Annotated in this window: 15 protein-coding genes; 11 read left to right on the top strand and 4 right to left on the bottom strand. The window is 61.5% G+C overall.

Annotated features, from left to right (window positions below):
- The first annotated feature begins 1 nt into the window (after position 1).
- The 6 genes from VMA09_01405 (at position 2) to VMA09_01380 (ending at position 6764) form a co-directional block, all read left to right on the top strand.
- Positions 2-1138 carry a glycosyltransferase family 4 protein gene (locus VMA09_01405; protein ID HUA32233.1) on the top strand — a complete coding sequence of 379 codons (1137 nt, stop codon included), beginning with the start codon at positions 2-4 and terminating at the stop codon, positions 1136-1138.
- Between the two features lie 53 nt (positions 1139-1191).
- Positions 1192-3012 (top strand): hypothetical protein, encoded by a 1821-nt coding sequence (locus VMA09_01400; GenBank protein ID HUA32232.1) that lies wholly within the window; start codon positions 1192-1194, stop codon positions 3010-3012.
- A 44-nt stretch (positions 3013-3056) separates the two neighbouring features.
- Positions 3057-4454 carry a hypothetical protein gene (locus VMA09_01395; GenBank protein HUA32231.1) on the top strand — a complete coding sequence of 466 codons (1398 nt, stop codon included), beginning with the start codon at positions 3057-3059 and terminating at the stop codon, positions 4452-4454.
- A gap of 60 nt (positions 4455-4514) precedes the next feature.
- Positions 4515-4877, top strand: coding sequence for a hypothetical protein (locus VMA09_01390; GenBank protein ID HUA32230.1), 363 nt, complete (start codon positions 4515-4517; stop codon positions 4875-4877).
- A 120-nt stretch (positions 4878-4997) separates the two neighbouring features.
- Entirely contained in the window at positions 4998-6014 is a 1017-nt protein-coding gene (gmd, locus tag VMA09_01385; protein ID HUA32229.1) for a GDP-mannose 4,6-dehydratase, read from the top strand.
- Between the two features lie 201 nt (positions 6015-6215).
- Positions 6216-6764 carry a secondary thiamine-phosphate synthase enzyme YjbQ gene (locus tag VMA09_01380; GenBank protein ID HUA32228.1) on the top strand — a complete coding sequence of 183 codons (549 nt, stop codon included), beginning with the start codon at positions 6216-6218 and terminating at the stop codon, positions 6762-6764.
- Between the two features lie 27 nt (positions 6765-6791).
- On the opposite strand, the gene metH is transcribed toward VMA09_01380, so the two are convergent.
- Positions 6792-10313, bottom strand: a complete 3522-nt coding sequence (metH, locus tag VMA09_01375; protein ID HUA32227.1) for a methionine synthase — start codon at positions 10311-10313, stop codon at positions 6792-6794.
- A gap of 120 nt (positions 10314-10433) precedes the next feature.
- Between metH and VMA09_01370 the strand changes: the two genes are divergently transcribed.
- The 3 genes from VMA09_01370 to VMA09_01360 all read left to right on the top strand — a co-directional run bounded on the left by VMA09_01370 (position 10434) and on the right by VMA09_01360 (position 13075).
- Positions 10434-11357: an NAD-dependent epimerase/dehydratase family protein gene (locus VMA09_01370; GenBank protein ID HUA32226.1), complete on the top strand. Its 924-nt coding sequence runs from the start codon at positions 10434-10436 to the stop codon at positions 11355-11357.
- 130 nt (positions 11358-11487) lie between these two features.
- On the top strand, positions 11488-12282 hold the full coding sequence (locus VMA09_01365) for a methyltransferase domain-containing protein (GenBank protein HUA32225.1): 795 nt from the start codon (positions 11488-11490) through the stop codon (positions 12280-12282).
- A 43-nt stretch (positions 12283-12325) separates the two neighbouring features.
- Complete coding sequence (locus VMA09_01360; GenBank protein ID HUA32224.1) at positions 12326-13075, top strand: DUF1499 domain-containing protein; 750 nt, start codon at positions 12326-12328, stop codon at positions 13073-13075.
- A gap of 3 nt (positions 13076-13078) precedes the next feature.
- On the opposite strand, the gene VMA09_01355 is transcribed toward VMA09_01360, so the two are convergent.
- Positions 13079-14017, bottom strand: a complete 939-nt coding sequence (locus tag VMA09_01355) for an LLM class flavin-dependent oxidoreductase (GenBank protein ID HUA32223.1) — start codon at positions 14015-14017, stop codon at positions 13079-13081.
- 180 nt (positions 14018-14197) lie between these two features.
- Here VMA09_01355 and VMA09_01350 point away from each other — a divergent pair, with 180 nt between their 5' ends.
- A complete protein-coding gene (locus tag VMA09_01350; protein ID HUA32222.1) occupies positions 14198-14614 on the top strand; it encodes a hypothetical protein in 417 nt (138 codons plus the stop codon).
- 58 nt (positions 14615-14672) lie between these two features.
- Here the strand turns inward: VMA09_01350 and VMA09_01345 are convergent, their stop codons facing one another.
- Together VMA09_01345 and VMA09_01340 are read right to left on the bottom strand one after the other, a co-directional pair.
- Positions 14673-16001 (bottom strand): sigma-54 dependent transcriptional regulator, encoded by a 1329-nt coding sequence (locus VMA09_01345; GenBank protein HUA32221.1) that lies wholly within the window; start codon positions 15999-16001, stop codon positions 14673-14675.
- A complete protein-coding gene (locus VMA09_01340; protein HUA32220.1) occupies positions 15994-17169 on the bottom strand; it encodes an ATP-binding protein in 1176 nt (391 codons plus the stop codon). The genes VMA09_01345 and VMA09_01340 overlap by 8 nt, the downstream gene beginning before the upstream one ends.
- Positions 17170-17509: 340 nt before the next feature.
- On the opposite strand from VMA09_01340, the gene VMA09_01335 reads away from it, so the two are divergent.
- Positions 17510-19456: an amino acid permease gene (locus tag VMA09_01335; protein HUA32219.1), complete on the top strand. Its 1947-nt coding sequence runs from the start codon at positions 17510-17512 to the stop codon at positions 19454-19456.
- Positions 19457-19479 lie beyond the last annotated feature (23 nt).

The following is a 19479-nucleotide window of genomic DNA, read 5'->3' as shown; positions in this document are numbered from 1 at the left end:
GTTGTGCGAGGACCTGTCTCTGGCCCACGAGATCACGTTTATCGCCGGGCCGTCGTATCACGTCGGCGAGCGCGCGCGCCGCTTATGGACGCGGGAAAGGATGGGCCGCGTCACCATCATCAGAACCTGGGGCACGCGCCTGCCCAAGCAGCGCCTGCCGCTCAGGCTCACCAACCTCGCGACCTATTTTGCGCTCGCGACGATTGCCGCGATGCGACTCGAGCGCCCTGACATCATTGTCGCGGAAACCGATCCGCCGCTGCTGGGAGCGCTGGGCGCGATCCTCAAGCGGCGCTGGCAATGCCGGCTCGTGTACAACGTTCGCGATCTCTACCCGGACATCGCGCACGCCATCGGCGGAGTAAAGAATCCGCTCCTGCTGAGTCTGCTCGAACGCGGCAATCGCCTGGCTTTCGATCGCGCCGACCGCGTCGTCGTCATCGGCCATGATATGCGCGCGCGAGTGCTCGCCAAGGGCGTGCCCGAAGATCGCACGGTCGTGGTCCCGGACTGGGTCGACTGCGAGCGAATCCGTCCCCTGGCGAGCAATCCCTTCCGCGCCCAGTTCGGCGACAAGTTCGTCGTGATGTATTCGGGCAATCTCGGGCTCTCGCAGCAACTCGACACGGTGCTCCAAGCGGCCGAGATTCTCCGCGACGATCAGCGAATCGTGTTCGCCCTGATCGGCGAGGGTGCGAACAAGAAAGCGCTGATGCAGCATGCCGCGGCGCGCGCCTTGGTCAACATCATGTTTATGCCGTATCAACCGAAGGACAAGCTCGCCGAATCGCTCGGCGCCGCCGACCTCCACCTGATCCCGCTCGCGCCCGGCACCGCCGGATGTCTCGTGCCCAGCAAGATCTACGCGATCCTCGCCGCCGGCCGGCCCTTCGTTGCGATGATGGATGAAACGGCCGAGGTCGCTCGAATCGCCCGCGAAGAAGCCGTGGGCTTCGTGATTCGCCCTGGCGACGCGCGCGCTCTGGCGAGCGCAATCGGTGACGCGATCGATCGGCCCGAAATCCTGCGCCAGATGGGCGCGCGCGCCCGACGTGTCGCCGTGGATCGCTTCGATCGCCACAAGGTTACTCGCGAGTTCGATGCGATGTTGACGCGCGTCGCCGTGGGCCCCGCCTAGCAGAAGCGCGGGCGCCCAACCCGCGCCTGTTCCCACCCATGAGTCTCCTTGTCATGCCTCTCCTCGGAGTGCCGCTGGTGGCGTTGCTGCTCAGCGTGGCGCTGGTCGCTCCGGCGCGTGCGATCGGTCTGCACTACAGCATCACCGCGCGCCGCAGCATGGCGGCGCCCGACGAGCGGGTCGCAGTTTTCGGTGGCGTGGCGATCGTCGGCGCGATCCTGCTCTCGCTCGGCGTGTTCGGCGCACTGCCGCGATGGCTCGGGCTGAGTGTCGCGGCGCTCTGGATGATTGGCGTCGTCGATGACGCGCACGAGCTGAGGCCCTATCAGAAGCTGCTCGGTCAGATTGTAGTGGCAGCAGGAGTCGCGCTCGCGCTGCCGCGATTTCATTTCACCCCGTGGTTCGCAGCCGACCTTGCGCTCGAGATTTTCTGGCTCGTCGGAACCAGCAACGCCTTCAACCTGATCGACGGTATCGACGGCCTGTCGAGCGGCACGGGGATCGTCGCGGCACTCGCGATGGCGGCGACCGGGCTGCTGCACCACAACATCGCCCTCACACTCGAGGGTCTGGCGGTCGCGGGCGGGCTCGCCGGGTTTCTGTGGTTTAATTTCCCGCCGGCGTCAATTTTCATGGGCGATTCGGGGGCGCTCGCGGTCGGGATGTTGCTTGGCGCGATGGCGCTGCAAGGGGGCGCGCTCGCGACCAACTCGCGGGTCACCAAGTACGCTTTTCCGATCCTTGTGATGCTGATGCCGCTGCTCGACACGCTCATCGTCAGCGTCAGCCGTTTCGCGACGCAAAATCCAATTTCACGGCGCGGCGTCGATCATTCGCATCATCGGCTGATCGCGCTGGGCCTCTCGGATCGCGCGACTGACGCCGTGTGCTGGAGCGTGGCCCTGTTCGGCGCGGTGATGGCACTCGTCGCGGTGCTGCTGCCGCATGTGTACCTGGTGACGATGCTGCCGCTGATCGCGGTTGCAGTGGCGATGCTCGCGGTCTTCATGATCGATCTTACCTTCGAGATCCTGCCACCGGTGATGGTGCATAGCCGAGTGCGGGGTGCGGCGCGCTTCCTGCTGAGCTTCAGCTACAAGCGCCGAATCGCCGAGGCGTTCCTCGATTCGACGCTGATCGCGGCGGCGTTCTTCTTCGGCTCGATGCTGCGCTACAACTTTCACATCCTGGATTGGCAGGCGCGCGAGCTTATGCGGAGCATGCCGGCGGTGTGGCTCGCGACTTACGGCGCGTTCGCGCTCGCCGGTATCTACCGCGGAATCTGGCGCTACACGGGCCTGTCGGACGGAATGCGTTTCGCGAACGGTGCGATTCTCGCCGCGATCTTCCTGCTCATCCTGTCGAAGGTGATGCCGGTGATGATCTCGGGATCGATTCTGGTGCTGTTCGCGGTCCTGCTTTTCAACTTGCTCGTGATAACGCGCTCGTCTTTCCAGTTGATCCGCAACGGTCTGCTGCGGCTGGCGGCCGGCGAGCGCGTGCTTGTCGTTGGCACGGGCCGCGCCGGCGGAACGGCGCTCGGATACCTGGGATCGGATCGCCCGCGCGGTTTCCGGGTCGTCGGGTTCCTCGATGAAGACCTGCCGACACACAGGGATCGCGTGCCGGGACACATGGTGCTGGGCAAGATTGCGGATCTGCCCGAGGTTTATCAGACCTCGCCGTTCGATCGGATTTTGCTCGCCAGCGATTCGATCTCGGCGGATGGTCTCGCGGCGATTCGTGATTTCGCGACGCCGCGTGGCATCGCGCTGCATCGCTTCTCGATTCGCATGGACGATGTTGCCTGTGATGCGACAGCAGCGCCCGCACTCTCAATCGCAAATCCGGGCGCCAGCTCGGCGCGAACCTGACTTCGATGGCGAGCGCGACCGCGACATACCGAAACCTCGGGTCATTGAGCAAAGCCCAAGGGCGAACTGCGAGCGTCAGCTTGCGGCTCGTCGCGGCGCTCGTCACGGTGAACGCGCTCTGGATCGTATGGGCCAACCGCTTCCTGCCATTGTCGGACTATCCCGACTACGTCTACGAAGGCTGGATCCTCTCGCAGAAAATGCGGGGCGTGCAGTTCAAGCACTACTTGATCAAGCACTACGCCTTCACCCACGCCGCGGTGCCGCTACTGTGCAGTCTGCTCAACTTCGTAGTGAGCCCGGAGACCTCGGCGAAGATCGTGCTGAGCCTCGCGATCGTCATGTTCGTCGCGGGCAGCGCATACATGTTGGGAGCTTGCGGCGCGACCGAGCATAGCCAGTTTTTCTACATACCGCTGTTGTATGTATTCAATTCGTGGTTCTTCTGGGGCGAGATTGATTTTTATATCGGCTTCGTCGGATTCCTTTTTTTCGCGGGCTATGTCCTGAGACGGCGCGACCATCCGGAAACCGTTGCGCCGGCGATCATTCTTATCGCTTTGTGCCTAATCTTCGTTGCTCACTTGATGGCTTATCTAGCCTGTCTCGCAGTTGTCGCGGGAATTTTGTGGGCGCAACCGAAAGGAGCATCATCGCGGGCAATTCTATGGCCATCGCTCGCTTCAGTGTCGCTGCTGGTCTGGTATGTGGCAGGAAGAATCGCGGGGCATCAACTCGGCGGTCAGCAGATTTACGATCCGTGGACGCTGCGAGCGTTGGCCGCGAACTTTATAGATGCCTTCGCGCTGTTTCACATCTTTCTGCCATGGGTCAACGCGCATTCGAGTTGGATGCACGCCGCCGGCGCGATCAACTTAATCGCGGCGCTCGGCATCCTGGGAATGCTTTGCGCCTGCCCGTCGACGTTATTTCAGAAAGGCAGCGACAATGACGCCGCTCCGCTTTGGGCGATATTGCTATGCATCGTTGCATACGGAGCGGGTGGCAGATCGATTTTTGGGGTCTTTGGTGCGGAACGGTTCGGGTATCCCGCCGCGTGGCTGGCGATGAGCTGGGCGGCGGCGCGATGGAAACCGGCGGGCGCGCGAGCACTCGGCATTGCGATGTCGTTGTTGCTCGCGATTCAGATTTGCGCTTTGAATGTTCAGGTTCGCTCGGCCTCGAGCGGTCTGACCACCGTGTACGACAAGCTCAAGGCGGCCGGCTCTCATAGCGAATTTTGTTCGATTTATGAGACTTACTACAAACAAACCTGGGCCGAGCCGAAGCGGCCGGGATTCGAACGCTTTCTACCGAATCATCAAAATACTGTCAGACTGCCCTACTATCTCGATATCGAGCGTGGCGCGAGCGCCCCGATTTTCGACGCGGGCATCTTCAATTACCGAGGACCCGGCAATCCCAGCGAACTCTGCCAATAGCAATTTTCCGCAGCCGCTGGGTCTAACCCTGCAAATGTTCTAGAATCGCCATCAGACAAAATGAATCGTCCAAGACAACCTGTAAACATCGTTCCCAAAGGATGGGGGCGCGAAGTCTGGATCGCCAACAACGAGCGCTACTGCGGCAAGATCCTCGAAATCAACAAGGGCAAGAAATTGTCGCTGCATTTCCACAAGCTCAAGACCGAGTCGTTCTTCCTGCGGCGCGGCCGGATCATTATGCGGATCAAGGAATCGGCGGATAGCACGGTTATCGAGGAGTTCGAGATGGTCGCGGGCGACTGCATGGATATTCCGCCGGGGCTCGTGCATCAGATGGAAGCGCTCGAGGACGTCGAGCTCTACGAATTTTCAACGCAACACTTCGACAGCGACTCGCATCGCCTGGTGAAGGGCGACTGACCGACTCATCCGCATTCTTTAACGAGGCGTGGCGCAGGCCGCGCCTTTTTTATTTATCGCGCCGGTCAGGTCCAGTTTCGGTAGCCGGACGCCGATGGTAATATTTGCAAAATCGATCGCATGGCCAAAGTTGCATTAATTACTGGTGTCACGGGTCAGGACGGCTCCTATCTTGCCGAATTCCTGCTGAAAAAGGACTACGAAGTTCACGGCATCGTGCGCCGTTCGTCGAGCTTCGCCACCGGACGCATCGATCATCTGCATCGCGGCTTTGGTGCGAATGGCGGCGGCCTGCAGCTTCACTACGGTGATCTTGGCGACGGTACCGGTCTGCGGCGAATCGTCGAGCAGGTTAATCCCGACGAGGTTTACAATCTCGCCGCGCAATCACACGTGCGGATTTCGTTCGATCAGCCCGAGTACACGGCCGACGTGGTCGGGCTCGGCGCGCTGCGGCTGCTCGAGGCGGTGCGCGATTTCAATCAGCGTCGTGGCCGCGCTGCGCGGCTCTATCAGGCCGGATCATCCGAAATGTTCGGCAAGGTGCAGGAAGTTCCACAGCGCGAGACGACGCTTTTCCATCCGCGCAGTCCCTATGCGTGCGCGAAAGTCTACGCTCACTGGCAGACCACCAATTATCGCGAATCGTACGGCCTGTTCGCCTGCAACGGTATCCTGTTCAATCACGAATCGCCGCGCCGCGGTGAAAATTTCGTGACCCGCAAAATCACGCGCAGCGCCGGACGCATCAAGCTCGGGCTCCAGGACAAGCTCGCGCTCGGCAATCTCGAGGCGCGCCGCGACTGGGGCTTCGCCGGCGACTATGTCGAAGCGATGTGGCTGATGCTGCAGCAGGATCAGCCGGACGATTACGTAATTGCGACCGGCGAAACCCATTCGGTCCAGGAATTTCTCGAGTGCGCGTTCGATCGGCTCAAGCTCGATTGGAAGAAGATGGTCGAGATTGACCCGCGGCATTTCCGGCCCGCGGAAGTCGATATTCTGATGGGCGACTATGCGAAGGCGCGTCGCCAGCTCGAATGGAAACCGCGGGTCAAGTTCAAAGAGCTGGTCGAATTGATGGTCGATGCCGATCTTGAGCTCGCGCAACGCGAGCTCAAGGAGCGGAGCAAATAAGCCGCCTTGCCGAGCACGCTACTGCACGCAAAACATCATTAAGTATCCGCAAATGTTAGCTCTGACCGACTAACCAGCCGCCGGTTAGTCGGTCAGATCGTCAGGCGTGAATTGCGCGCATTGCACCGCTTGCCTACGATCACGGTGTCCTGCTCGCAAGGAGTACCAATGCTCGAGCCCAGCTCACACGCAACACTGGTAATGCGATCGAGCGAATCGCAAGCCCGCCATTTCATCACGCTTGCCGATGCTGTCATCGAAGTTAAGACCAGCGAACCAATCGAATTCATCGATCTGACTGATCACATCAATACTCACTTGGCTGAAAATCAGATCGAAAGCGGTCAGGTCACGGTTTTCTCGCGTCATACTACTGCCGCGATCAAGATCAACGAAGCGGAAGAGCTCCTGCTGCTCGATTTCAAGCGGATGCTACGCGAGCTGTGCCCGCCGCATGCGGAGTACGATCACAATGATATGAGCCGGCGCAAGCCACCGATCGCGCCGGATGAGAGGCCGAACGCGCATTCGCACCTGATGCACCTGCTGCTTTCGACCAGCGAAACGATCCCGGTAATCGATGGCCGCCTGGCGCTTGGTACGTGGCAGCGAGTCTTTCTGGTAGAACTGGATGGTCCACGGCCGCGCGAAGTTATGATTCGCTGCGCGGGTTTACATCCGCACGAACGAGCGGAGACCGTTGAGCTTCGCGCGCACAATGGCAGCGCGCGGCGCGCTCGCGCGAAGTAGCTAATCGACTGAGAGTTTTGCGGAAACTCAACCCGCGGCGCGCTTTTTCTGGATATCGTCGAATTCGCGTTCGAGGCGTTCGATATCGTTCTGCGATAGCGCGAAGTATTTTGTCTCAGGATGGTGAAATACTATTGCGCTGACGCAGCTTTCCGGCTCCATCATGTAGCCTTCGGTCAGCCCGGCGCCAATCCCGTTGTTCTCAACCTCGAGCGCGCGGAACAACTGCTCCTGATCTTCCATCCGCGGGCAAGCAGGATAGCCAAATGAGTAACGCTTGCCATGATACCGCGCCTGGTAGAGATCTTTCATCGTGAGCCCCGGCGGATCGCCGATACCCCACATCAGCCGCATCTTGAGATGCAATAATTCCGCGAATGCTTCGGCGCCCTCGTTGGCCAGCACTTGCAGGATATGCGAGCGCAGGTAATCGCCATCGTTCTTCCATTGATCGGCGAGCGCACGGACTCCTGTGCCGATGGTCGTGATGAACATCCCCAGATAGTCAGTTCGTGAGCCGCGCTCCGCTACATAGTCGGCAAGACAGAGGTAGGGCGCCTCGCTCTGCCGGCCAAATGTAAAGGACTGGAGCACAGTATGGCCGTCAGGAGAGAAAATCGAAATAGTGCGATCGCCGTCCGACTGCGCCGGGAAGAACTTGTAAATCGCGTTGGCCGTGATGTCCGGCCGTGCCAGCATTATTTGTTCGACTTCCTCGACGCGCTCGTGGAGCTCGCGCGCTTTGGGATTTCCCGACTCGAATTCCTCGACAAAATTCTGGAAGCCGAGATGCTTGGCGTAGAGGCTCTTCGGATTGATGTATCTGAAAATCTCGCCGAGATCGTAGTCGCGGGTGACGTGGAGCTTCAGGTCGGGCGGTATCGGGATTTCAACATCGCGCCGCACTGACGACTTCCGATTCTCCGCGGGAGCGCTCTCGACCGCCCTGGGAGCCGTCTCGAGCATCTTGCGCGACTGTTCGTCGAGCTTGCGGCCGAGCGTTTCGCGCCGCTCATAGTCCATGAGCTGATTGGCGAGGTCGAGGCCCACCATCGCGTCGTTGGCGTAGGCGACGATTCCGCCGTACTCGGGCGCGATCTTCATCCGCGTGAAGCGGTTCGAGAGGGCCGCGCCGCCCACCAGGATCGGGCATGCGATCTCCGCGGTCCTGAGATCCTGAACTGTGAGCACCATCATCTGCGCGGACTTGACGAGCAGCCCCGAGAGCCCGATCGCGTCGGGACGATGCTCGCGATAGGCCTTGATCAGTTCCTCGGGCGGAACCTTGATGCCGAGATTGATGACGCGATAGCCGTTGTTGCCGAGGATAATCTCGACGAGGTTCTTGCCGATGTCGTGAACGTCGCCCTTGACCGTCGCGAGCACGATCCGGCCCTTGGTCGCGCTCTCGGCCTTTTCCATGTGCGGCTCGAGATGCGCGACGGCGGCTTTCATCGCCTCGGCTGACTGTAGCACTTCGGCGACGATCATCTGGTTGGCGTTGAAGAGCCGGCCGACCTCGTCCATGCCCTTCATCAACGGGCCGTTGATGATTTCGAGCGGTTTGCGATCTTTGAGCGCCTCGTCGAGGTCGTCGGTGAGGCCGTCCTTGGAGCCTTCGAGGATGTAGCGCGCGAGGCGCTCATCGAGCGGCAGGTCCTTGCGGTTATCGGTGGATAGCGCAGCCTTCTTGCCGCGGAAGTGCGCCGCGAACGCCGCGATCGGATCGGCGCCGCGCCACCAGATGAGATCCTCGGCGAGCTTGCGCTCCTCTTCGGGAATCGACGGGTAGCGCTGGAGCTTCTCGGAGTTGACGATCGCGAGATCGAGGCCGGCCTGCACGCAGTGATAGAGCATGACGGAGTTCAGCACTTCGCGGCCCGCCTCGGGCAGTCCGAAAGAAACGTTGGAGACGCCGAGAATCGTTTTGCAGCTCGGCAGCGCCTCTTTGATGAGCCGGATGCCTTCGATGGTCTCGATGCCGCTGCCGATGTAATTCGCATCACCAGTGCCGACCGGGAACACCAGCGGATCGAAGATGATGTCCTCGGGCTCGACGCCGTATTTTTCCGTGAGCAGCTGGTGCGAGCGCTGGGCGATCGCGAGTTTGCGCTCGCGCGTGACGGCTTGCGCCTGCTGCTTGTCCTCGTCGATACATCCGACAACGAGCGCCGAGCCATAGCGCCGCGCGAGCGGCACCACTTTCTGGAATCGCTCCTCGCCGTCTTCGAGGTTGATCGAATTGATCAGCGACTTGCCGGGCGTGCGCTTCAGTGACTCTTCGATAACGCGATGATCGGTGCTGTCGATCATCAGCGGAACTTTGACTTTTTTGACTTCGATCTCGAGGAACGTCGTCACGTCCGCGAGCTCATCGCGGTCGGGATCCTGAAGGCAAACGTCCAGAATATGCGCGCCGCGCCGCACCTGCGCGCGGCCCACCTCTGACGCTTCCTCGAACTTGCCGTCCGCGATGAGGCGCTTGAACTTGCGGCTGCCGAGCACGTTGGTCCGCTCGCCGACAACGATTGGCCGCGTATCCTGATCTATGACGAGCGTCTCGATTCCCGAGACGACCGAGCGCCGCAGCGTCGAGCGCGTGCGCGGCTTGATGTTCGCGACCGCATCGACCAGCAGCTTGATATGCTCGGGCACCGTGCCGCAGCATCCGCCGACCAGGTTGATCCATCCATTCTCGGCAAAGCGCGCGACCTTCGCAGCGAGCATCGCGGGCGTCTCGTTGTAGCGTCCCTCTTCGTCGGGCAGGCCGGCATTGGGAACGCATGCCACGTAGAAGCGCGAGATTCCGGCGAGCGTCCGCAGGTGGTCGGTCATGAAGTCGGGACCGGTCGCGCAGTTGAGGCCCATCCAGAGCAGATCGCGGTGCGCGAGCGAGGTATAGAACGCCTCGATATCCTGGCCGGCGAGCAGCGTGCCCATCGTTTCGATCGTGCCCGAGACCGAGACCGCCGGCGCGACACCCAGCTTTTCGATCGCGCGCTCGATACCGACGAGACCGGCCTTGCAGTTGAGCGTGTCCTGCACGGTCTCCAGCAACAGGATGTCAACGCCGCCTTCGATCAGGCCTTCGGCCTGCTCCTGGTATGAGGCCGCCATGTCGTCGAAGGTCGCGCCGCCGGTGACGGAGATGCTCTTGGTCGTTGGACCCATTGAGCCCGCGACGAAGCGCGGTTTGGCTGAGGTGCTGAACTTGTCGGCCTCTTCGCGCGCGAGCACTGCGGCGAGGCGGTTGAGCTCACGCGTATCGCGCTCCAGGCCATACTCGGCGAGTACGATTCGCGTCGAGCCGAAGCTCGCGGTTTCGATAATGTCGGCGCCGACTTCGAGGAAGCCGTCGTGCATCTCGCGAATCAGGTCGGGCCGCGTGCGGACGACATTTTCGTTGCAGCCCTCGAGGCTCGCGCCGCCGTAATCCTCGGCCGATAGATGATGTCCCAGGACGAAGGTGCCGAACGCGCCATCGAGGACGAGAATCCGCTCGGCGAGCAATTCGCCCAGCAACTTGATCCTTTGCGCGTTGGTGGTCATTCTAGAAAACCTGTCTCCCTTCCGGGTGAACGTTAAGCCTACCCCTGCGATGAAAACCGCGCAATTTTCGCTTTTCTGCCGCGACGAAGCCACGCTGTGCTCAAAAGATAATTGGAACCTGTGACCGCCACGAAGAGTTTCGCCGGGCGCCAGGTGATCGTCACCGGCGGCGCGGGATTTATCGGCTCGCATCTCGTCGATGCGCTGGTTGCCGCGCAGGCTCGGGTTCGTGTGATCGACAACTTCGCGACGGCCGATCGTCGGCATATCAATCCGCGGGCGGAACTCGTTGAGGCCGATATCCGCGATGGATCATCGATCGCGCGAGTGTTGCAGGGAATCGATGCGATCTTTCACGTGGCCGCATTGCCGCGTATTCCGCTCTCGATCGCCAAGCCGCTCGAGACCCACATGACGAATGTCGTCGGCACGCTGAACGTGCTGATCGCGGCGCGCGATGCGAAGGTGCGGCGCGTGGTCTTCTCGGGATCGTCGTCCGTATATGGAGTGCAGTCGACGATGCCGCTGGTTGAGACGATGACGCCGCATCCGCAGAGCCCATATGCGTTGCAGAAGCTCGCGGGTGAGGAGTACGCGCGCCTCTTTCATCGGCTCTATGGCCTTGAGACGGTCGCGCTGCGTTACTTTGCCGTTTATGGGGCGCGGATGGCGGAGGAGGGTGCCTACAAGCTCGCGATCGCGGCGTTCCTGCGCGCGCGGCGCGAGGGGCGGCCGCTCGAGATTGACGGCGACGGCGAGCAGACGCGGGATTTCACCCACGTCAGCGACATCGTGCGCGCGAATCTGCTGGCTGCCGATTGCGAAATCGCCGACGGGCGTCCGATCAACATCGGGCGTGGCGAGAACGTGAGCATCAATCGCATCGCGGCGATGTTCGGCGGACCGACGGTGCATCGCGAGGCGCGCGCCGGCGACATGCGCGACACGCTCGCGGACAATCGCGAAGCTGCCCGCATCCTGGGCTGGCATCCGCAAGTGTCGGTAGCAGACGGCATCGCGGCTCTACTGAAATCACAATTCTGATCGTTGAGTGAATGTTCGCAGCACAAACTTCCCTTCCCGCATCGGGAAGGGGAACCAATCCGCGGCTCAGACTCCCATCCAACATTGAGCTTTTCTTAGAGCCCAAGATGAGCTAACGGTCAGCGTCGCGATGGCTGATTATTACAAGCAACACTGGATCGATATCGATTCTGATCGGCACGCCGCATACGACCAGATTCTCGCGTTTCATCCCGCCATCGAGCCCATCATTCGACCGCTGGAGCTTAAGCCGGGGCTCTCGGTCCTCGATGTCGGCTCGGGCCCGGGGCATACGACGCAGGAGTTGGCGCGGCGCGTGGGCCCGAGCGGCAAGGTGACCGGCGTCGATATCAACGCCGAGTTCGTCGCGCGGGCTGGTGCGCGCGCGAAGGAAGCGCAGCTCAACGTCGAGTACGTGAACAGCCCGTTCCCGCCGCTCAAGTTTCGCGACGGCGCCTTCGACCGGGTGTTCTGCAAAAACGTCCTTGAGTATGTCGATTCCGCCGCCGATACTGTCGCGGAAATGGCACGCGTCGCGGCGAGCGGAGGAATCGTGGTCGCGGCCGACAGCGATTGGGACATGCTCGCGCTCGAGATCGGCGCATCGGCGCGCGAGCGCACCGAGCGGATTCTGGCGGCGTCGAAATCGATTGCGATTCACGAGCCGCGCATCGGCCGCCAGCTTCATGGGCTCTTTCGCGGGGCGGGCTTAACCGACGTCAAGGTCGAGATCATGGCGGGTGCGGATACTGCGGGACGATCGCTGCCGATGCTGAAGGCGAGCTTCGCGCGCTACGCTCGCGATTCGGGCAAGATCGCCCAAGACGAGATCGCGGCATGGTTCAGCGATATCGATCGCGCGGTCGCCGACGGCAAATTCTTTTTCGTGCTGCCGCAATTCGTGGCGCGAGGGATCAAGCGATGAAAGTGGCAGACGTGCGGCGCGCCACATCTCGGGGGAGGATCGAATGACAGTTGCGTGGCTCGCCTTTTTCGACGCATTGCTCGCCATAGTGCTGGTGACGGTAGGTATGTTGGGGGCGCATCTCTACTACCTCGCGCCGTTCGTCGGGTTTCAGCTTTTCGTGTTCGGATTTCTGATTGCATTGGTGACGATCATACTCGGCATCATCGGGATGCTGATGACGCGGGCGCCGGAGCGCCGCGGTCCGCACAATCGCGCCCGTTTCGGATTGATCATCGGAGCCGTGATCGCGCTGCCGATCTTTCTGACCCTGGCACGGGGCGGCAAGTACATCGTCAACGACATCACGACTGATACGGACAACCCGCCCGAGTTTTCCAAGAACGCGGGGCTCGTTTTCAACCAGGGCTTCGACCTTAAGTACAACAAGAACAAGTATGCGGCGGGCCAGGAGCGCATCTACGGCGTGATTGCTCCTCTCAAGGAGAAGGATCCTCCCGCGGCGATGTTCGCAAAGCTCAAAGATCTCGCGGCGGCCAATCCTAACTGGATAATCACCGAGACCGATCCCAACACGATGACGATTGAAGGCGTCGCGACGTCGAGACTTTTTCACTTCCCCGACAACTTCATCATCCAGGTGCGGCCGTCGAGCGATGGCGGCAGCCTGATCGAGATGCGCTCGAAGTCGCGCTACGGAGTCGGCGACTTCGGCGTGAACTACAGGCGCATCCACAATTTCTTCGATCGCGTCGCGCTCGCACGCGACAGCGGCGAAGAGGCTGTCCCCTGACGCCTACTGCTTGAGCGCGCGGATCGTGCGCAGCACGGCGCTGTTGCGATCCTCGTTTACCGGGTTGGTGAACACGATCGCCGTCGCGATGCCGGGCTCGCATAGCTCCTGAAGACGCTCTCGCACGCGCGCTTCCGATCCGACCAGCAGCGTCGCATCGATCAGTTCGTTGCTGACGGCTTTGATTGCCGCATCGGCGTCGCGGCCGGCGCTGCGGATACCCTCGATTTCGCGCTCGAAGCCGGCCTTCGCCATCATGTTGCCGTAGAAGCGCAGCGCGCCGTATCGTGATAGCAGCTTGCGCGCGGGACGCCGCGCGGCCTCGATATCATCGGAAATGAATGCGGTCGCAAAGAGCGTCGGCGTGACTTCGCTGGGATCGCGTCCGGCGATTTTCGCGCCTTCGGCCAGCTCGCCGAGCGCCTGCTTGACGCGCGTGGGCGGGAAGAAGTTGAAGATGACGCCGTCGCCGATCTCGCCCGCGAGCTTGACCATCGGCCGCGATACTCCCGCGAGATAAATCGGCAGCTTCTTCGTGACTGGCGGCCCCGTGCGCTTGCCTTCGAGCGCTTTGCGCATCGACTCGACGATCGCGCGCATCTTCTTGAGGGGATCGCCCATGTCGATGCCGAGGATGGTGTTCATCTCACGATGACCCGCGCCGAGGCCGATAACGAAACGGCCGCCGGTAAATTCCTGGACGGCTGCGCATTCGTTGGCGAGCAGCGCCGGATGCCGCAGGTAGATGTTCGTAATCGCCGTGCCGAGCATCAGGGTCTTCGTATGCATCCCGAGCGCGAGCGAGCAAGCGAGAGAATCGTTGCCCGCTTCGGTCATAAAGAGACCATAAAGGCCCGCATCCTCGGACCGTTTGGCCCAATCGATAAGCGTGCTGGGAGGAGAGTCGGGGAGCGTCGAGGCGGCGATCGCGATATTGGCCATGGCTGGTACTTCCTTTCAGGGTCGCAGCGAAAGTCGCATCAAGTTGTGGAGAAGGTCAAGCCAAAAACATCACGCCGATGCTGGATTTCCGCGCCTACCCACAGTAGAGATATGCCGACGCGTATCGTCGAGCCGGGTGGGCCAGAGCCGGGCTCGCGCAACTGGGGAGGAGCATAGCTTATGAAGAAAATGGCAATTGCGTTGGTGTCGTCGGGTCTCTTGATGGCGGCCGTGAGTCTCGGCTTCGCGAAGGACCTTGGCTCGAGCGGTCTCGAGGAGGCCTTTATCGACGCGGTCGGAACCTGCGGCCCGTCCAGCAACATCGCGGGCATGCTCGGCAAGTCGTCGGACCCACAGGTCAAGATCGCGCTGCGCGACGCGCTTATCGTCGAGGCGGCTGACGATGCTGCCGGCGTGCCGGGCGCCAATGCCGCGCACTCCGAGTGCATGAAGAAGGAACTCAGCACCCGCGGCTACAGTGCATCGCAGGAAGCGGCGTTGCCGTACTGCGTGAAGCACGACTGGCCCGATCCTTTCACGAGCCTGGGACAGTGCGTGCAGAGCCACGGCCGTCTCGAAGGTGCAATAAGCAAATAATCGCGACGAATTCTCGTGAAACGGCCGGCGCGTTCTTCATGAGCGCGCCGGTTTCGTTTTAATCGAGGCCGTACTTGCGGCGCTTGCGCCACAGCGTGGCGACATTGATGCCGAGCATGTCGGCGGCCTCTTCCAGCGTCATCGCCTGTTCGAGGACGACCTCGATATGGCGGCGCTCGAGTTCTTCGAGCGTCAGGTTGTGATCGACCTTGCGCGGCTCGGCGAGGATTTTGTCCGGTAGATCGCTCAGCGTGATGGTCTCGCCGCGACTCAGGATAACCGCGCGCTCGACCGCATTGCGCAGCTCGCGGATATTGCCCGGCCATGCATACGCGGCGAGCGCGTCGCGCGCGTCGGGCTCGAACTCCTGTATCGGCTTGTTATGCGCCGCCGCGGCCTGCTTTGCGTAATGCTCGGCCAACTTCAGGATTTCGCCGGGACGCTCGCGCAGCGCGGGCGCGTGCAGCTCGATCACATTGAGGCGATAGTAGAGGTCCTCGCGGAAGCGTTTCTCTGCCACCAGCTGTTCGAGGTTCTGATTGGTCGCGGCCACGATTCGCGCATCGACGTGAATTGTCGCCGCGCCGCCGACGCGTTCGAAAGTCTTCTCCTGCAAAAAGCGCAGCATCTTCGACTGCACGACTGGCGTCAGATCGCCGATCTCATCGAGCAAGACCGTGCCGCCTTCCGCCGCTTCCAGGCGGCCGGGCTTGTCCTTGATAGCGCCGGTGAAAGCGCCGCGCACATGGCCGAAGAGCTCGCTCTCCAGCAGATGCTCGCTGAGCGTGGTGCACGCCACCTGTACGAAGGGTCCATTCTTGCGCGGGCTCAGGCGATGGATGTAAGCGGCGAGCATACTCTTGCCGGTGCCGCTTTCGCCGGTGATCAGAACTGTGGCGTTGCTGGTCGCGACTTGAGCCGCGGTCTCCGCGATCTTGCGGGTCTGCGGACTCAGCGTCAGGAACGGCTCAGGTTCGGTGAGGATTTCGATCTTTTCGCGCAGCTTCTGATTCTCGGCGCGCAGCCCCTGCAGCTCGAGTGCGCGCGCCACGATGCGCCGGATCTGCTCGGCGGTAAAGGGCTTGGTGACGTAGTCGTAGGCCCCTAGGCGCATCGCCTCGACTGCGTCAGGAATCGAGCCGTACGCCGTCATCATCACGACCGGCAGGGAAGGCGACGCGCGCTTGATCGTTTCGAGCAGCTTGAAGCCGTTCATGCCGGCCATCCGCACATCCGTCAGCACCGCCTCGGCGTGCGAATCGGGCAGCACCTCGAGCGCGCGCTCGGCGCTCTCCGCCACGATTACATGATGATTCGCCGACTCCAGCGTGGCCGCGAGCGCGTGGCGGATGTTTCGATCATCGTCCACTACCAGGATGTTAGCCAAGCGCGTCCTCCCGCATCGGGATGTCCACCGTGAACATCGCGCCGTGCCCCGCTTCGCTGCGCGCGAAAATCCGGCCGTTGTGAGCCTCGATGATCTCCTTGGCGATATGCAAGCCCAGGCCCGCCGAACCGACATGCGCCGAATCTTCACCGAACTGGGTGTAGGGCTCGAAGATACGCGGCATCACGGCCGGGTCGATTCCAGGACCAGTATCAGAAACGGTGACGCGCGCAACTTTGCCTTCGCTGCTCATCTCGACAGTGATCTGCCCACCCGCGGGGGTGTAACGCAACGCATTGCCGACCAGGTTGGTTATCACCCACGGCAGCTTGATCGGATCGCCCAGGATCGGAATCGCGCGTTCCTCGCCCAGCACGCGGATTCCGACTCGCTTCTCCTCGGCCTGGAGAGCGAACGCGTGACAGACCTCGCGCACCACGCGGTTGAGCATGATCTGGCGGCGCTCGACACCGATTCGCGCGTTGTGCGTGCGTGACGCATCGAGCAGCGTGTCGGCAATGACCTTGAGCCGCTCGATATCGTCGTGGATGATCTCGAGGATCTCGTGCTGGCGCGGCGTTTCGCGTTCCGGGTTGGAAGATTCGGCGAGCAGTTCCGATCCGATCGCGAGCGAGGTCAGCGGTGTCTTCAATTCGTGCGACAGCGTCGCGATAAGATTCGTGCGCTGACGCTCCTGGTCGCGGACGTAAGTCACATCCTGCAGCACCAGAATCGTCCCGAGCGCAGCTTTGCGCGGTCCGATCCATGGCAGCTCGCGGCTCACATAAAAATGATCGCGGCCGCGCACGAAGACGCGGAATTCAGCCGGAGCACCAAGGTCTGGATCGGCGGGATTCGCGCGCGCCGTGAGCAGCCGCTCGACGTGACGATTGCTCGCGGCGAGTGCGCGCAGATCGCCGCCGATCACAGCGCCCGTTTCGACCTCCAGGATCGCGCATGCGACTTCGTTGATATGAACGATCGAGCCCGACAAATCGAGCACGATCAGACCGTCCTCGACGCTTTCAAGAATCGCGTCGGTCTTGGATCGTTCGAAGTTGAGCTCCTGCAGACGGTACTGGTAGCGCTCGCGCAGGAAGGTCAGCAGCGCCAGTTCGGCGATGAGACCGATCGCGACGCCGATCACTAATACGAGGGTGAAATGCAAGGGCTTAGAAGCTACCGCAAAGTGGCCAATCCGACCACAGCGCGCGCCCTTTTCCGCCGCAAAAGCGTCCCGTCGCATTCGGCATGATTGCAGATTGCAAGCTTAAAGCCGTGATGTGCCGTGCCGTTTGCAACTGTCGAGGGAAATCCTCCCTGCAAATCCAGCATCTATCCGCGCGGTCTGCACATTGCATTGAATAACCCTCGTCTGGGAGCGGCCGAGCCGCCCCGAGCTTGGGAGGATTGACATTTTGGCGGCTTCGCTTCGTCCTGGTAGCGCCGAGCACCATGCGCCGGCGACTTTCGGTAGACCTACTAAGACAATTGTTGTTACGACCGGGATGCTCGCCTTCATTTCGTTCTGGCGCGCATCGGCGGTCGTGCTCTGCGACCTGGCGTCCACGGCCTACTACATCGGCGGTATCGTCGAGCAGGCATGCGGCAAGTCGGCGCCCTACTTCATCCTGGCCGTGATGCTCTTCTCGTATGCGGTGCGTGCCGTTTACGTCGAGTCGTGCTCGATGTTCACCCGCGGCGGCGTCTATCGCGTCGTGAAAGAGGCCATGGGCAGCACGCTCGCGAAGATCTCCGTCTCGGCCCTGATGTTCGACTACATCCTGACAGGTCCGATTAGCGGCGTGTCAGCAGGACAATATCTCGTCGGTCTCATCAACGAGCTGCTCAAGCTCGCGCACGTCGGTTTCGTGATGCCCTCCGATTTCACCGCCGCGATCTTCGCAATCGGCGCGACGGTTTACTTCTGGTGGCAGAACATCCTCGGCATCGAGGAATCGAGCCACAAGGCGATGCGCATCATGCAGATCACGACCGTGATGGCCGTGATGATGATCGTATGGTGCGGCCTGACGCTCGCGATGCGCGGCGCGCATCTGCCGCCGCTCACCGAAACGCTGCCCGACAGCTCGCTTGGCTGGCTCAAGAACATCCCGGCGGCGCGCACGATCGGCGCGTTTGGAATTCTGATCGCGTTCGGCCATTCGATCCTCGCGATGTCGGGTGAAGAATCGCTCGCGCAAATCAATCGCGAGATCGAGGCGCCCAAGCTCAAGAACCTGCTGCGCACCGGGCTTGTCATCTTCATCTACAGCCTGCTGCTCACCTCGCTCGTGTCGTTCTTCGCCGTGATGATCATTCCCGACAGCGTTCGCATGTCGAACTACGGCGACGATCTGATTGGCGGTCTCGCGATGTTCGTGGTTGGTCCGCTGTGGGCACGAATCGCGCTGCGCACCTTCGTGGTGTTCGTCGGCTTCCTGATTCTCGCCGGTGCGGTTAACACCGCGATCGTCGGCTCGACCGGAGTGCTCACCCGCGTTGCCGAGGACGGCGTGCTGCTCGACTGGTTCCGTCATCCGCATAAGCGCTACGGCACCAACTATCGCATCGTTAACATGGTCGCGATTCTGCAAATCGCCACGATCATCCTCTCGCGCGGCGACATGTTCGTGCTCGGCGAGGCCTACGCGTTCGGCGTCGTCTGGAGTTTCGTCTTCAAGACGCTCTCGGTGCTGATCCTTCGCTACAAGGACAAGTATCATCGACTGTGGCGGATGCCGCTCAACCTGAAGTTCTTCCGCCCCGGCGGCCAGGACTTCCCGCTGGGACTCGCACTCACGTTCGCGGTCCTGTTCGCGACGGCGCTGGTCAACCTCTTCACCAAGCAAGTGGCGACGATCTCGGGGATCGGATTCACCGCGGCGCTGTTCGTGGTCTTCGTCGCATCGGAGAAGATCAACGGCCAGGCGGCGCACGAGTATGGCGAGGAACCCGAAAAATTTAATCTCGAGCTCGTCGAGGAAGAGCAGATCGACCCGCTGAAGCTGGGCCTATCCGCATCGGTAAAGAAGCTGGTCGCGATTCGCGATCCCAACAACCTCGCGCATCTGCATCGATACCTGTCAGAGCCCGACAATGCCGAGCTGATTGCGATCACGGTGCGCGCCGAAAGAGGCCTCGCCTCAAGCGACGGTGCGCAAATTTTCTCGGAAGCCGAGAGCAAGCTGTTCAGCAAGGTCGTGAAGGTCTGCGAGGATCACGGCCGCGCCGTCACTCCGCTGGTCGCGGTCTCGAACGACCAGGTCTATGCGATCGCGCGGATGGCGTATCTGCTCGGCGTCAGCGAAGTCGTGATGGGCGTGTCGGAGCGCTTCAATCCCGACGTGCAGCTCGAAAACTTCGCGATGCATTGGGGGTCGCTCTCGGACACCGAACGCAGCATCAACGTCCGCGTCCTGTCCGACACCAAGGACATCCGCGCCGAAGTCTAAGACACAGACATCAAATAACCACG

It is taken from the genome of Candidatus Binataceae bacterium (assembly GCA_035508495.1).
In the GTDB taxonomy this organism is placed as follows: Bacteria; Desulfobacterota; Binatia; order Binatales; family Binataceae; genus JASHPB01.
This window is presented reverse-complemented; position numbering and strand designations above follow the sequence as displayed.

What these genes read in the sequence shown, in the direction of transcription:
- VMA09_01360 (HUA32224.1), top strand. Translation starts at nt 12,326, where the DNA reads ATGACAGTTGCGTGGCTCGCCTTTTTCGACGCATTGCTCGCCATAGTG.
- VMA09_01390 (HUA32230.1), top strand. Translation starts at nt 4,515, where the DNA reads ATGAATCGTCCAAGACAACCTGTAAACATCGTTCCCAAAGGATGGGGG.
- VMA09_01350 (HUA32222.1), top strand. Translation starts at nt 14,198, where the DNA reads ATGAAGAAAATGGCAATTGCGTTGGTGTCGTCGGGTCTCTTGATGGCG.
- VMA09_01365 (HUA32225.1), top strand. Translation starts at nt 11,488, where the DNA reads ATGGCTGATTATTACAAGCAACACTGGATCGATATCGATTCTGATCGG.
- VMA09_01335 (HUA32219.1), top strand. Translation starts at nt 17,510, where the DNA reads ATGCTCGCCTTCATTTCGTTCTGGCGCGCATCGGCGGTCGTGCTCTGC.
- VMA09_01355 (HUA32223.1), bottom strand. Translation starts at nt 14,017, where the DNA reads ATGGCCAATATCGCGATCGCCGCCTCGACGCTCCCCGACTCTCCTCCC.
- VMA09_01400 (HUA32232.1), top strand. Translation starts at nt 1,192, where the DNA reads ATGCCTCTCCTCGGAGTGCCGCTGGTGGCGTTGCTGCTCAGCGTGGCG.
- VMA09_01380 (HUA32228.1), top strand. Translation starts at nt 6,216, where the DNA reads ATGCGATCGAGCGAATCGCAAGCCCGCCATTTCATCACGCTTGCCGAT.
- metH (HUA32227.1), bottom strand. Translation starts at nt 10,313, where the DNA reads ATGACCACCAACGCGCAAAGGATCAAGTTGCTGGGCGAATTGCTCGCC.
- gmd (HUA32229.1), top strand. Translation starts at nt 4,998, where the DNA reads ATGGCCAAAGTTGCATTAATTACTGGTGTCACGGGTCAGGACGGCTCC.